The sequence below is a fragment of the Sphingobium sp. ZW T5_29 genome, assembly GCF_044987515.1.
Lineage (GTDB): Bacteria > Pseudomonadota > Alphaproteobacteria > Sphingomonadales > Sphingomonadaceae > Sphingobium.
This window is the reverse complement of record NZ_JBJDRM010000016.1, coordinates 67,152-80,443: the sequence shown is the minus strand read 5'-3', so window position 1 is coordinate 80,443 and position 13,292 is coordinate 67,152. Positions and strand designations below refer to the sequence as shown.

The 13,292-nt window shown below is 62.8% G+C and carries 15 protein-coding genes; 7 read left to right on the top strand and 8 right to left on the bottom strand.

The genetic code is table 11. From position 1 onward, the window contains the following. The first annotated feature begins 336 nt into the window (after positions 1-336). From ffh to rplS, 5 genes are all read left to right on the top strand, one after another. The gene (gene ffh / locus ACI3KQ_RS14135; protein ID WP_404958658.1) at positions 337-1,797 is read left to right on the top strand and encodes a signal recognition particle protein; all 1,461 of its coding nucleotides are present in this window, start codon (positions 337-339) and stop codon (positions 1,795-1,797) included. 72 nt (positions 1,798-1,869) lie between these two features. Beyond that, positions 1,870-2,346, top strand: a complete 477-nt coding sequence (gene rpsP / locus ACI3KQ_RS14130; protein ID WP_404958656.1) for a 30S ribosomal protein S16 — start codon at positions 1,870-1,872, stop codon at positions 2,344-2,346. Between the two features lie 5 nt (positions 2,347-2,351). Further along, on the top strand, positions 2,352-2,846 hold the full coding sequence (gene rimM / locus ACI3KQ_RS14125) for a ribosome maturation factor RimM (RefSeq protein ID WP_404958654.1): 495 nt from the start codon (positions 2,352-2,354) through the stop codon (positions 2,844-2,846). A gap of 90 nt (positions 2,847-2,936) precedes the next feature. After that, positions 2,937-3,668: a tRNA (guanosine(37)-N1)-methyltransferase TrmD gene (trmD, locus tag ACI3KQ_RS14120; RefSeq protein WP_404958678.1), complete on the top strand. Its 732-nt coding sequence runs from the start codon at positions 2,937-2,939 to the stop codon at positions 3,666-3,668. An 11-nt stretch (positions 3,669-3,679) separates the two neighbouring features. Then, positions 3,680-4,048 carry a 50S ribosomal protein L19 gene (rplS, locus tag ACI3KQ_RS14115; RefSeq protein WP_404958652.1) on the top strand — a complete coding sequence of 123 codons (369 nt, stop codon included), beginning with the start codon at positions 3,680-3,682 and terminating at the stop codon, positions 4,046-4,048. A 222-nt stretch (positions 4,049-4,270) separates the two neighbouring features. Here the strand turns inward: rplS and ACI3KQ_RS14110 are convergent, their stop codons facing one another. From ACI3KQ_RS14110 to ACI3KQ_RS14075, 8 genes are all read right to left on the bottom strand, one after another. After that, positions 4,271-5,539, bottom strand: coding sequence for an MFS transporter (locus ACI3KQ_RS14110; RefSeq protein ID WP_404958651.1), 1,269 nt, complete (start codon positions 5,537-5,539; stop codon positions 4,271-4,273). A 23-nt stretch (positions 5,540-5,562) separates the two neighbouring features. Then, positions 5,563-6,366, bottom strand: a complete 804-nt coding sequence (locus ACI3KQ_RS14105; RefSeq protein ID WP_404958649.1) for a TrmH family RNA methyltransferase — start codon at positions 6,364-6,366, stop codon at positions 5,563-5,565. Positions 6,367-6,429: 63 nt separating this feature from the next. Next, a complete protein-coding gene (locus ACI3KQ_RS14100) occupies positions 6,430-6,702 on the bottom strand; it encodes an HPr family phosphocarrier protein (RefSeq protein WP_404958647.1) in 273 nt (90 codons plus the stop codon). Beyond that, complete coding sequence (locus tag ACI3KQ_RS14095; protein WP_404958645.1) at positions 6,699-7,103, bottom strand: PTS sugar transporter subunit IIA; 405 nt, start codon at positions 7,101-7,103, stop codon at positions 6,699-6,701. The genes ACI3KQ_RS14100 and ACI3KQ_RS14095 overlap by 4 nt, the downstream gene beginning before the upstream one ends. A gap of 22 nt (positions 7,104-7,125) precedes the next feature. Next, a complete protein-coding gene (gene rapZ / locus ACI3KQ_RS14090) occupies positions 7,126-8,064 on the bottom strand; it encodes an RNase adapter RapZ (RefSeq protein ID WP_404958643.1) in 939 nt (312 codons plus the stop codon). After that, positions 8,061-8,495 carry an HPr kinase/phosphorylase gene (locus ACI3KQ_RS14085; protein WP_404958641.1) on the bottom strand — a complete coding sequence of 145 codons (435 nt, stop codon included), beginning with the start codon at positions 8,493-8,495 and terminating at the stop codon, positions 8,061-8,063. Before ACI3KQ_RS14085 ends, rapZ begins: the two co-directional genes overlap by 4 nt. Before the next feature lie 87 nt (positions 8,496-8,582). Beyond that, positions 8,583-10,178 carry a stimulus-sensing domain-containing protein gene (locus ACI3KQ_RS14080; RefSeq protein ID WP_404958639.1) on the bottom strand — a complete coding sequence of 532 codons (1,596 nt, stop codon included), beginning with the start codon at positions 10,176-10,178 and terminating at the stop codon, positions 8,583-8,585. Further along, positions 10,147-10,851, bottom strand: a complete 705-nt coding sequence (locus ACI3KQ_RS14075; protein WP_404958637.1) for a response regulator — start codon at positions 10,849-10,851, stop codon at positions 10,147-10,149. The genes ACI3KQ_RS14080 and ACI3KQ_RS14075 overlap by 32 nt, the downstream gene beginning before the upstream one ends. A gap of 323 nt (positions 10,852-11,174) precedes the next feature. Between ACI3KQ_RS14075 and ACI3KQ_RS14070 the strand changes: the two genes are divergently transcribed. Both ACI3KQ_RS14070 and ACI3KQ_RS14065 read left to right on the top strand, forming a co-directional pair. Continuing rightward, positions 11,175-12,770 carry a phosphoenolpyruvate carboxykinase gene (locus ACI3KQ_RS14070; protein ID WP_404958635.1) on the top strand — a complete coding sequence of 532 codons (1,596 nt, stop codon included), beginning with the start codon at positions 11,175-11,177 and terminating at the stop codon, positions 12,768-12,770. Between the two features lie 111 nt (positions 12,771-12,881). Further along, positions 12,882-13,199, top strand: a complete 318-nt coding sequence (locus ACI3KQ_RS14065; protein ID WP_404958633.1) for a hypothetical protein — start codon at positions 12,882-12,884, stop codon at positions 13,197-13,199. The last annotated feature ends 93 nt before the right edge of the window (positions 13,200-13,292 follow it).

Below are 13,292 nucleotides of genomic sequence, written 5' to 3'. Positions count from 1 at the left end.
GGGCGGGATCGCGCGACCTCTCCTGAGATGCCAGCCTTCGCTGGCATGACGGGGGGGCGGACGGGTGTGTCCTCATCCGTCATCCCGGGCTTGACCTGGGACCCCGGATCAAGTCCGGGGTGACGAGGGGGTATGCTTCCCGCCATTGCATCCCTCGCGCCCATCCGCTAAGGGCCACATCGCAATTGGGCGGTTCGCCGTCTGATACCCTGACAGATCCATGGCGCTCACAAGGGAGCATCGGATGGACGCTGGCCGGCGAGGTTTCGCCCGCCGGCGATTTTGTCGTTTGGCGGGGTGGCGCAGTTTTCCGGGCTTTCTGGCCCAAATGAGGTGATGATGTTCGATTCGCTAAGCGATCGTCTGAGCGGGGTATTCGACAAGCTGCGTGGGCGCGGTGCGCTGACGGAGGACGATGTCCGCGCCGCGATGCGCGAGGTGCGAATCGCGCTGCTGGAGGCGGATGTCGCCCTTCCGGTCGTTCGCCAGTTCGTCGATGACGTGACTGAGCAGGCTGTCGGTCATAACGTGCTGCGTTCGGTGACGCCGGGTCAGCAGGTCGTGAAGATCGTCAGCGATGCGCTGACCGCCGTGCTGGGTTCGGAAACGTCCGACCTGCTGATCGATGTCAGCCCGCCCGCCGTCATCATGATGGTCGGCCTGCAGGGGTCGGGCAAGACCACGTCCACCGCCAAGATCGCCAAGCGCCTTAAGGAAAAAGAGCGCAAGAAGGTGCTGATGGCGTCGCTCGACGTCCAGCGTCCGGCCGCGCAGGAGCAGTTGGCCGTGCTTGGCACCCAAACCGATGTGGCGACGCTGCCGATCGTGGCGGGCCAGCAGCCGGTTGATATCGCGAAGCGCGCGTTGCAGGCGGCGAAGCTTCAGGGCTTCGACGTGGTAATGCTCGATACGGCGGGCCGTCTGCACGTCGATCAGGCGCTGATGGACGAGATGAAGGCGGTTGCCGAAGTCTCCAATCCGGCGGAAATCCTGCTTGTCGTTGACTCGTTGACGGGTCAGGACGCGGTGAATGTCGCGACCAGCTTTACCCAACAGGTGCCGCTGACCGGCGTGGTGCTGACCCGTATGGACGGCGATGCGCGCGGCGGTGCGGCGCTGTCGATGCGCGCAGTTACGGGCCGTCCGATCAAGTTTGCGGGCACGGGCGAGAAGCTCGACGCGATCGAGCCTTTCCATCCCGCGCGTGTGGCGCAGCGCATTCTTGGCATGGGCGATGTCGTGTCGCTGGTCGAGCGCGCGGCTGAGAGCATCGACGCCGAGGAAGCGGATAAGCTCGCCAAGAAGATGGCGAAGGGTCAGTTCGACATGAACGACCTGCGCAGCCAGCTTAATCAGATGCGGCGCATGGGCGGCCTTGGCGCGCTGGCTGGCATGTTGCCGGGCCTCAAGAAGGCGCAGGCGGCGATGGCGGCAAGCGGCGCGAATGACAAGACGCTGATCCATCTCGACGCGATGATCGGGTCGATGACGCTCAAGGAGCGGGAAAAGCCCGCCCTGATCAACGCCAAGCGCAAGATTCGCATCGCCAAGGGTTCCGGCCGCACCGTGCAGGACGTCAACAAGCTCCTGAAAATGCATCAGGAGATGGAATCGGCGATGAAGAAAATCCGCAAGATGGGCGGCCTGAAAGGGCTGGCCAAGATGTTCACCGGTGGCGGGATGGACAAGCTGATGGGGGGTGCTGGCGGTGCTCCCGATCTGGGTGGGCTTGGTGGGCTGGGTGGCGGAAATATGCCCAACCTGCCGCCCGGCTTTCAGAATTTCATGAAGAAATAGCCGGTTATCCCAGCCTTCGCTGGGATGACGAGTTGAAGATAATTAAGTTAAGTCAGAAAGGTCAAAATATCCATGGCAACGTCCATTCGTCTTTCGCGCGGCGGTTCCAAGAAGCGTCCTTATTATCGTATCGTTGTCGCCGACAGCCGCGCCCCGCGTGATGGCAAGTTCATCGAGCGTATCGGCAGCTACAATCCCGTCCTGCCCAAGGGCGACGAGAAGCGCGTCGTTCTGGACGTCGAGCGCGCGAAGCACTGGGTTGCCGCTGGCGCGCAGCCGACCGACCGCGTCGCCCGCTTCCTGGACGCCGCTGGCGTGAAGGAACGCGCTGCCCGCAACAACCCGAACAAGGCTGAGCCGGGTCAGAAGGCCAAGGATCGCGCCGAAGATCGCGCGACCAAGGCTGCCGAGGCCGCTGAAGCTGCCGAAGCCGCCAAGGCTGCGGAAGCCGAAGCTGCTGCCGCTCCCGCCGAAGAACCGGCTGCCGCAGAAGCTGCCCCTGAGGAAGCGGCACCCGAAGCCGCTGCTGAAGAGCAGGCTGAAGGCTGAACCCCTTGACCGACAAGCCCGTCACTCTGGCCGTTATCATCGGCGCGCACGGGGTGGCGGGCGAAGTGCGTCTGAAGCTGTTTGGAGAGGGGGTTGAAGCCCTTAAATCCTACAGTGGCTTCGACGTGGCGGGGCGCACCCTGACGTTGAAGTCAGTGCGTCCCGGACCCAGTGGCGCGGTTGCCCGGTTCGCCGAGGTCGGTGATCGCACCCAGGCGGAGGCGTTGCGCGGCACTGAACTTACCGTGCCGCGTTCCGCCCTGCCTCCCTTGGGTGAGGGCGAATATTATCATGCCGACCTGATCGGATTGTCCTGTTTTTCCAGCGATGGTGAGGGGCTGGGCAATATCGTCGCGGTCGAGAATTTCGGTGCAGGCGATATCATTGAGGTGGAGCGACCGGCAGAGGATGGCAAGAAGCCCAAACGCTTCATGGCGCCTATGCATGCGGTGACGATCGGGGAAGAGCGGGCGGTGATCGAGGCGGCGTTTGCTGTTTGAAGAGTTTTGCCGAACGCGGCGCTTTTGTGCTCCTGCCTTCGCAGGAACACTTGGTGTGTAGAGCATGACTGGATTGTGATCGCTCAACCTATGGCTTTTCATGCGCAGATATTGACGCTGTACCCGGAAATGTTTCCGGGGCCGCTGGGCGTATCGCTGGCGGGGCGGGCGTTGGCGGAAGGGAAGTGGGCCTGCGATCCCATCCAGATCCGCGACTTTGCGACGGACAAGCATCGCACCGTCGATGACACGCCCGCGGGGGGCGGCGCTGGCATGGTGTTGCGCGCTGACATCCTGGGCCTTGCGATCGATCATTCGCTGGAGGCGCGGCCCGACCTGCCGGTGATCGCGATGACGCCGCGTGGCAAGCCGATTACGCAGGCGCGCGTGCGGGAACTGGCGGCGGGGCCGGGCGCGACGATTTTGTGCGGGCGTTTCGAAGGTTTCGACGAACGGATTTTTGATGCTCGTCCGGTCGAGCAGATCAGCATGGGCGACATCATTCTTTCCGGTGGAGAGATGGGCGCACTGCTGCTGCTGGACGCTTGCATTCGGCTGCTTCCCGGAGTAATGGGCGCGGCTTCCAGTGGGGATGAAGAAAGCTTCGAAAGCGGCCTTCTGGAATATCCGCACTATACCCGGCCCGCTCTGTGGGAAGGGCGCGCGATCCCTGAAGTGTTGCGATCGGGGGATCATGCGAAAATCGCCGCCTGGCGGAAACAAAGGGCGGAAGAAGATACACGGCTAAGGCGGCCGGACCTTTGGGAACGTCATATCGGCGTTCGGGACCAGTCGCCCTCTGGTGCGCAACGCGAAAAGTAGGACTTTAAGTCATGAACTTGATCCAGCAGATCGAGGCCGAAAACATCGCGGCCCTCGCCAAGGACATTCCCGAATTCCGTCCCGGTGATACGCTGCGCGTCGGCGTGAAGGTCATCGAAGGCGAACGGAGCCGCGTCCAGAATTATGAAGGCGTCTGCATCGCCCGCTCGAACAAGGGCATGGGCAGCAACTTTACCGTGCGCAAGATTTCGTTCGGTGAAGGCGTGGAGCGCGTGTTCCCGCTTTACTCGCCGAATCTCGATTCGATCACCGTCGTCCGCCGTGGCGTCGTGCGTCGTGCGAAGCTCTATTATCTGCGTGGCCGTACCGGCAAGCGCGCTCGTATCGCCGAGCGCCGCGACGTCCGCACCGAGGATTGATTATCCTTGCGGCCTGATGGCTGAGACAGAAAAGGGCGGCGTTCCTTGGGGATGCCGCCCTTTTTCTGTTTGAGGCGCTGTTACTCCCCTCCCTTCCAAGGGAGTGGCAGGGGGTGGGTTGCCGCGTGAGCGGCGTCTACGCCTGCCCGGATAAGTGCGGGCTCGCTGGCGCTCGCACCCACCCCTAACCCCTCCCTCGGAAGGGATGGGGAACCTTACGCGCTACTGTCGACTGGTGAACCACAGCCCGATCAGGCTGATCGCTGCGGCGACCGACATGTAGAGGCCGACCAGGCCTACGCCCTGCACCTGGATCAGCCAGGTTGCGACGATCGGCGCGAGCGCGCCGCCAATGATGCCGCCAAGGTTGAAGCTGAAGGATGCGCCGGTGTAGCGCAGCTGTACGGGGAAAAGGTGGGGGAGGTAGGCGCCCAGCGGGCCATAGACGAAGCCCATCAGGAACAGGGCCAGGCTGAGAATCAGGAAGATCGGCAGCAATTGTCCGGTGCCTATGGCGGGGCCGAAAATGATGCCCATCAGCACCGTGCCGATGCAGCCCGCAGCAAGGACGCGCGTGGGGGTGGTCTTGTCCGCCCACCAGCCCGCGATGACGATACTGAACGCCATGAACATGATCGCGCCCAGCTGGATCGCAAGGAAGACTTCACGATCGATCTTCAGCGTCGTGGTGCCGTAGCCAAGTGCGAAGGCCGTTGCGATATAGTAGACGGCGAAACAGGCTACGACGGCGAAGGTGCCTGCGACCGCCGCGCCCAGATGTTGCGACAGCAGCGTGGCGAGCGGCAGTGCGGGCGGTGGCGCTTCGGCCTGGGCGGCCGCGAATTCAGGCGTTTCGGTGAGCTTTAGCCGCACCCACAAGCCCAGGAAGACCAGCACCGCGCTGCCCAGGAAGGGGAGGCGCCAGCCCCATGCGAAGAAATCCTCCTCCGTCAGGAACATGCCCAGGATGAGGAAGAGGCCGTTGGCGGCGATGAAGCCGACCGGCGCGCCCAGTTGCGGAAACATGCCGAAGCGGGCGCGCCATCCGGGCGGGGCATTTTCCACCGCCAGCAGCGCCGCGCCGCCCCATTCTCCGCCAAGGCCTAACCCTTGGCCGAATCGCAGGATGCACAGGATCAGCGGCGCCCACCAGCCTATCGATTGATAGGTCGGCAGGAAACCGATGGCGAGCGTGCACCCACCCATCAGCATGAGCGAGGTGACCAGCGTCGCCTTGCGTCCGATACGGTCGCCATAATGGCCAAACACCGCCGCGCCCAGCGGACGCGCGAAAAAGGCGAGGGCAAGGCTGCCATAGGCCGCCATCAGCTGGGCCGAAGGGGAGGATGCAGGGAAGAAGAGCGGCCCGAACACCAGGCTGGCGGCGGTCGCATAGATGTAGAAATCATAGAATTCGACCGCTGTGCCGATCAGGCTGGCCGCCAGCACGCGTTTATGCTGCAGCATCGCGCCGATTCCGTCCGCAGCCATGTCTTCCCCGCCCCTTGCCATGTCTAAGTCTTCTTCGATCGTTTCTGGTTCAGCAATTCATAGGCCATTACCGCGCAGGCAACCGCCGCGTTGAGGCTGTCGGCCTTGCCCAGCATCGGCATTTTTACCAGCTGGTCGCATTCCGCCTCATAGGATTCGGGTAGGCCCTGCGCTTCGTTGCCGACCAGCAGGAAGGATGGGCTGGTATAGCGCGGTTCCTGATAGTCCTGGGTCGCGTTCAGGCTGGTGCCGATCAGTTCGCCGGGGCCTTCGCGCAGCCAGTGCATGAATTCGCCCCAGCGCGCCTGGGTGATGGATTGAGTGAACAGCGCGCCCATGGATGCGCGAACGGACTCGACGGAAAAAGGGTCGACGCAATCGTCGATCAGGATGAGGCCGCCAGCGCCGACCGCGTCGCCAGTGCGCAATATGGTGCCGAGGTTTCCGGGATCGCGCAGCGATTGGGCGACGATCCAGATATCGGACTTGCCGCGGTCGAGCCTGGCCAAGGGGGTGAGCCGGTCGCGGTAGACGCCGACAACCGCCTGCGCATTATCCTTGCCAGAGATTTTGGAGAGGATGTCGGGGGTGGTTTCGATGACGTCGCCGCCCGCCGCCTCCATCGCCATGATCAGATCGATGGCGAGGGGATGAGTTGATCCGGCGTGGAACAGCATTTCGGGCAGCACGCCTTCTTCGCGCGCTTCGGTGAGGATGCGGAGTCCTTCAGCAAGGAAGAGTCCTTCGGCCTTGCGGAATTTCTTTTCCCGCAAGGACCGGACACGCTTCACCAGCGGGTTGGAAAATCCGGTGATTTCGCGTGCCACTCGCCTGCTTTCCTCCTGGGGACGACGCGCCTCTCTATCGGGCCGCGACGGGGCGAGGAAGAGCTATTCTTCGCCGAATTTCTGTTCGACCAGAGTCACCAGCTTGCCGAGTGAATTTTCCGCATCCGGGCCGGTCGCGCTGATGATGATGGAATCGCCGAGCGCCGCGCCGAGCATCATCAGCCCCATGATCGATGTGCCGGTCACTTCGCTGCCATCCTTGCGGACGGTGATCTGGGCGGGCAGGCCGCTGGCGAGGGTAACGAATTTGGCGCTGGCGCGGGCATGGAGGCCTCGCTTGTTGCTGATCAGGACTTCCTGGCTGATTTCGCTCATGTAGTGCTGCCCAACAGTTCCGATGCGACGCTGATATATTTCTGCCCGGCTTCGCGCGCGGCTGCGACGGCCTGGCGCACGTCCATGACCTTGCGCGCGCTTTCCAGGCGGATGAGCATCGGCAGGTTGATGCCCGCGATCACTTCGATCTCGCCCGCCTTCAGCAGGGAAATGGCGAGGTTGGATGGCGTGCCGCCGAACAGGTCGGTGAGCAGGATCACGCCCGCGCCATCGTTCACGCGCTCGACCGCTGCCGCGATGTCGGCGCGGCGCACTTCCATGTCATCCTCGGGGCCGATGCAGATGGTCGCGATCTGCTGCTGAGGGCCGACCACATGTTCCATTGCGACGACGAATTCCGTCGCCAGCTCTCCATGGGTGACGAGTACAAGTCCAATCATCTACTTACGCGGCCCACCTGTTTCATGATTGAGCTTTCGGGCCTCCCGGTCGGCGCTTCTCCAGGGCATCCTGGGGCGCTGATTCCATATTGCGGTGCGAGACCGTGGGCGAAAAGCCCGCCTGTTGCAAGTATTTGGCGACGCGTTCGGCAACATGCACCGAACGGTGCCGCCCGCCGGTGCAGCCAAAGGCGATGGTGACATAGCTTTTTCCGCTGTCCGCATAGCGCGGCAGCAGCATCGCCAGCAGTTGTTCGATACGGTCGACCGATTCTTCATAGGCCGGATCTTCCGCGATATAGGCCGACACTTCCGGGTCCAGTCCGGTCCGGGGCCGCAATTCATCGTCCCAGTGCGGATTGCGCAGGAACCGCATGTCGAACATCAGGTCGGCGTTGAGCGGCACGCCCCGCGAAAAGCCGAAAGACAGGATCGTCAGTACCGGGGCTGACAGGCCCTCGCGGGAAAAGCGGTTGCGGATTTCCTGCTGCAACCCGTTGCTGCTGAGGCTGGTCGTGTCGATGACATGGGTGGCCCAGCGGCGGATCGGTTCGGTCAGTTCCCGTTCGCGGGCAAGTCCGTGCGCTGCTGGCCGGTCGGACGCGAGCGGATGACGGCGGCGCGTTTCTGCAAAGCGGCGTTCCAGTTCCATGTCCGAACAGTCGAGGAACAGCGTTTCGATGTCATGGCCGTGCCGCGACCGCAGCGCCTTGATTCGTTGAACGATCGCGTTGGCGTTGAACCCGCGGGTGCGCGCGTCGATGCCGATGGCGAGCGGCCGGTCGTCAAGATTTTCATGACCGGCGGGGACGGGGGTATCGAGCAGTCGTTCCAGCAACAGCAGGGGCAGGTTGTCGACGACTTCCCAGCCCATATCCTCCAGCGTCTTGAGCGCGGTCGTCTTGCCCGCGCCCGACAGGCCGGACACAAGCAGGATAGTCTTGGGCGTAGGTGCGTTCATGCAAGCCCTATGGTCTTGAGCGCCAGTTCGACCTTGATCGGCGCGGAAGCTTCGAACGCGGCCAGCCGGACCACGGGTACATCGCCGCCAGCGACCGAGCGCATTTCCGGGTCGGCGGGCATGCGGTCTATGTCGTTGCAAAGATCGACGATCAGGGCGATGCGCGCAAAATCGACGCGGGGCATGTCGACGACGCCCAGGCCGCGCACTTCCATCATGCCGGTGATGGTTTCAGGCGCGGTGGCTTCCAGCCGTCCGTCGACCCATTTGACCACGGTATAATCGTCGCTGATCAGGGTGGCGCCCCGGTCGATAAGGCGCAGTCCGAGGTCGGACTTGCCCGCCCCGCTGGGGCCGGACAGCAGCACGGCGCGTCCGCCAATGGCTACGCTGGTTGCGTGCAGGGTTTCGGTTGAGTGTTGCCGCGTCATATCGCTCATCCCTTCATAGACCCTGTTGGCGGCGGTGGGAATCGATTTGATGGCAAAGGGCGAACCGTCCCGACCCTGCGCCCTGTCCTATTCCGATACAATGCCGGGATCGCGTTCCACCCCCATCGGCAGGCGCAGGATGAAACAGGCGCCGCTTTGATTGTCGGTCCGGTCGGCGATGCCGATCTTGCCCTGATGCCCTTCCACGATGGAGCGGGCGATGGCGAGGCCGAGGCCCGAATGCCTGCCGAACGCTTCGCTTTCGGGCCGGACGCTATGGAAGCGGCGGAACACATGTTCCCGTTGATCCTCTGGCACGCCGGGACCTTCATCCTCGACGCTGACCAGCACTTCATTGTCCGCCACGGTCGCCACGATCTGCACCAGTCCGTCGTCGGGCGAAAAAGAGATGGCGTTGTCGATGAGGTTGTCGAGCACGCGCATCAACCGCTGTTCTTCGCCCAGTACGACGGCGACATCCTTGCGCGGCCGGGCGAAGGCAAGGCGGATGCCGCGGGGGACGCCGCGCGCTTCACGGGCAACGACCATTCGTTCGATCAGCAGACCAAGGTCGATTGGTTCGAAGCGCGTGCGGGAGAGTTGCGCGTCGATGCGCGATGCTTCGGCAATGTCGGTAACCAGCCGGTCGAGGCGGCGCACGTCATCCTGCGCGATTGCCATCAACTGTTCGCGCAGGTCCGGTCGGTCGACACGGTCCAGCGCATCGAGTGCCGATCGAAGCGAAGCGATGGGGTTTTTGAGTTCATGGCTGACATCGGCGGCGAAGGCGTCGGTGGCGTCGATACGCTGACGCAGTGCATGGCTCATGTCGGACAAGGCGCGCGCCAGCATGCCGATTTCATCGCGGCGTTCAGGCAGGCGCGGCACCGTCACCTCCCGCGCGCGGCCCAGCCTGACGCGCACGGCGGCGCGGGCCAGACGTTGAAGCGGCTGGACGATGGTCCGCGCGAGGAACAGCGACAGCAGCACCGACGCCAGCAGGGCGGCGGCAATCACGATACCCAGCCGCAAGCGTTCGGCCCGGACGGTGCGGGTAATATCGAGGGCGTTTTCGGTGGCGAGCAGGCTGCTGCCGTCCTTCACGCCCGCAGCCGCTGAAATCACGAGGGTGCGGTCGGGCGCATAGCGGTTCATCGCCTGGGGCTTGCCCGTCTTGCGCGCCAGCACCAGTTCGGGCCAGGCATCCGCACGATCGACCGCAGGTTCTTCGAAACTGGGTAGCCGGTCCGCCGACACGACCCGGTCCACGACCCGGTCGAGGAAGCGCGCCACATGGCGTTTCCACGCTTCTTCCTCTGGATGGCGCAGGCGATAGCGCGGCGCATCCATGGTGAAGCTGTCGGCGATCAGCGCGCCGTCGGGGCCGTAGCGGCGGACCCGATCCGATGTCTGGCGGGCATAGGCCGCGATCAGCGCGTTGTGCCGATCGGCCGGAGCATTTTCCAGGCCCAGGGCAAGCAGCTTGAGCTCGCGCGCGGATTGTTGAAGGCGGGAGTCGACAATCCGGGTGCGATAGCTGTCCAGATAGAAAAATCCGCCACCCAGCAACGCCAGGGCGAAGACATTGACGGCGAGGATGCGTGGTGTGAGGCTGATCCGCCCGGACCAGCGCAACCCGTCGCCCCCGGCGTCATTCTTCGGAGAAACGGTATCCGGCGCCATAGAGCGTGTCGATTGCATTGAATTCGGGATCGGCCTCGCGGAATTTGCGGCGGAGCCGCTTGATGTGGCTGTCGATGGTCCGGTCGTCGACATAGACGTCATCCTGATAAGCGGCATCCATCAACTGGTTGCGGTTCTTGACCACGCCGGGCCGTGTGGCCAGCGTTTCGAGGATAAGAAATTCCGTGACGGTCAGCGTGACATCCTGGCCCAGCCATTTCACCCGATGCCGGGCGGGGTCCATTTCCAGCCGACCCCGCACGATCGGTTCCGACACCGGCTCGTCAGCGGAATCAGTGGCGCGACTGACCTCCGCCCGGCGCAGGATCGCCCGGATGCGCGCGATCAGCAGGCGTTGGGAAAAGGGTTTGGAGATATAATCGTCCGCGCCCATGGCAAGGCCAAGCGCCTCGTCCAGTTCATCCGCCTTTGACGTCAGGAAGATGACCGGCATCTGGCTTTTTTCGCGCAGCCGCCGGAGCAGTTCCAGCCCGTCCATGCCCGGCATCTTGATATCGAACACGGCAAGGTCCGCCGGATTTTCCACCAGCGCCTTCAGGGCCGCTTCCGGGTCGGAATAAAGGCGCGTCATGAACCCTTCGGTCTGTAACGCGATGGACACGGAAGTCAGGATATTCTTGTCATCATCCACAAGGGCGATGGTTGCATTCATGCTTGGTCCCAATGATCGTGCCAAAGACTGTGACTGTGATCCCGGCAGGCCGGGCAGGTCCGTTTCCCGCTTCCAGCCCAGCGTTAGACGATGCCCGGCCCACTCGCAAGAAAGGGGTATGCCATGACTTATGCGCCATGAGCAGCCAAGATCGGGACGAACGACCCGCTTGAGGGGTTTGACGGTCGGGCCGCATTGGGTCTATGCCGCCAACCGTCTGCAGCAAATGACGCCGCTCCTTATGGATTGTGGCGCTTTAGGGGCGGATCGGTCGCTGGCGCGCAAAGCCGGTGATCCGAAGTTTTGACATCAGGAGTTAAGGCGTGCAGGCCAAATCCTCTACCACCCTGGACAACCAGGGCATTACCACCAATGCCGTGCAATTCTGGAATCTGGGCACCGCGCCGTTGGTTGAAGCCGCGATCGGCAACCGTGAAGGCATTTTGTCGAAGGACGGCCCGCTGGTCGTCAAGACGGGCAAGCATACGGGACGTTCGGCCACCGACAAGTTCATCGTCAGGGATGCCCAGACCGAAGATACGGTATGGTGGGGCAAGACCAACGTTCCGATGACGCCCGACCATTTCGCCGCGCTGAAGGCCGATTTCTTCAAGGCGCTGGGCGAAAAGGACAAGCTGTATGTGGCCGACCTGTTCGGCGGATCGCAGCCCGAACATCGCGTCAATGTGCGCGTCATCAACGAACTGGCGTGGCACAATCTGTTCATCCGCACCCTGCTGGTGCGGCCCAAGGCTGAGGAACTGGCGGATTTCGCGCCTGAATATACGATCATCGACCTGCCGACTTTCCAGGCGGACCCGGCGCGGCATGGCACGCGTAGTGAAACGGTGATCGCGGTCAATTTCACCGAAAAGCTGATCCTGATCGGCGGCACCCGCTATGCGGGCGAGATGAAGAAATCGGTCTTTGGCATCCTCAACTATCTGCTGCCGGCCAAGGGCGTGATGCCGATGCATTGTTCCGCCAATATCGGGCCAAATGGCGATACGGCGGTCTTCTTTGGCCTGTCGGGCACGGGCAAGACAACCCTGTCGGCGGACGCCAGCCGCACGTTGATTGGTGATGACGAGCATGGCTGGTCGGACACCGCAGTCTTCAATTTCGAAGGCGGCTGCTATGCCAAGATGATCAACCTGTCGGCCGAGGCTGAGCCGGAAATCTTCGCCACCACCAAGCGTTTCGGCACCGTGCTGGAAAATGTCGTGATCGACGAAGATACGCGTGAAATCGACCTGGACGACAACAGCCTGGCCGAAAATAGCCGTGGTTCCTACCCGATCGATTTCATCCCCAATGCGTCGGAGAAGAATCTGGGGCCGGTGCCCAAGAACATCATTTTTCTGACCGCGGACGCCTATGGCGTGTTGCCGCCGATTGCGCGGCTGACGCCTGATCAGGCCATGTATCACTTCCTGTCCGGCTATACCGCGCGGGTCGCGGGCACGGAAATCGGCGTCACCGAGCCGACAGCTACCTTCTCGACCTGCTTTGGCGCACCATTCATGCCGCGTCATCCTTCGGTCTATGGCAATCTGCTCAAGGACCGGATCAACAAGGGCGGCGTCACCTGCTGGCTGGTCAACACCGGCTGGACCGGAGGCAAATATGGCGTGGGCAAGCGCATGCCGATCAAGGTGACACGCGCGCTGTTGAACGCTGCGCTGGACGGTAGCCTTCATAATGCGGAGTTCAGGACTGATCCGAATTTCGGTTTCCAGGTGCCGGTCGCGGTGCCTGGCGTCGATTCGGTCATTCTCGACCCGCGGGCGACCTGGGCGGATCAGGCCGCTTATGACGAAACCGCGACCAAGCTGGTCAAGCAGTTCGTCGATAATTTCGCGCAGTTTGAAAGTCATGTCGACGCGTCCGTTCGTGACGCTGCGCTGACCGCCGCCTGACGAATCGAACAGGTCGAACAGGTGAGGAGCCGGTGGGCACGCCCGTCGGCTCTTTTCCTTCCGGTCTCCCTCGACCGGTGCTATGTTGTGGCAAATTGAGGGATTTGGTGGATGGCCATGTTTGACGATCTTATAAATGGAGCTGGCGGGCTGGAAGCGGTGGCCGGACAGCTGGGCGTGACGCCGGAGCAGATGCAGGCGTTGATGGCCGAGATCGGCGGCAGGATCGCTTCGGGCGAAACCGATATCACCGCCCTGGCGGCGACCGCCGCGGAACATGGCGTTTCGGCTGATCGACTGCAATCGCTGTTCGCGCATTTCGGCGGGCCGGAAGCGATCATGGGGAAGATCGGCGGTCTTTTCGACCGGGATGGCGACGGCAACCCGATCAACGAACTCAGCCGTCTGGCGAAGGGTTTGTTCGGCTGATCTACCCGCGCGGGCTGGCTGGCCAGCGCCGCTGAAGATCATCAGCTATCGAGCGCAAAAGTTTTTTCACCTTGCCTTCGCGGTGCCAAGGAG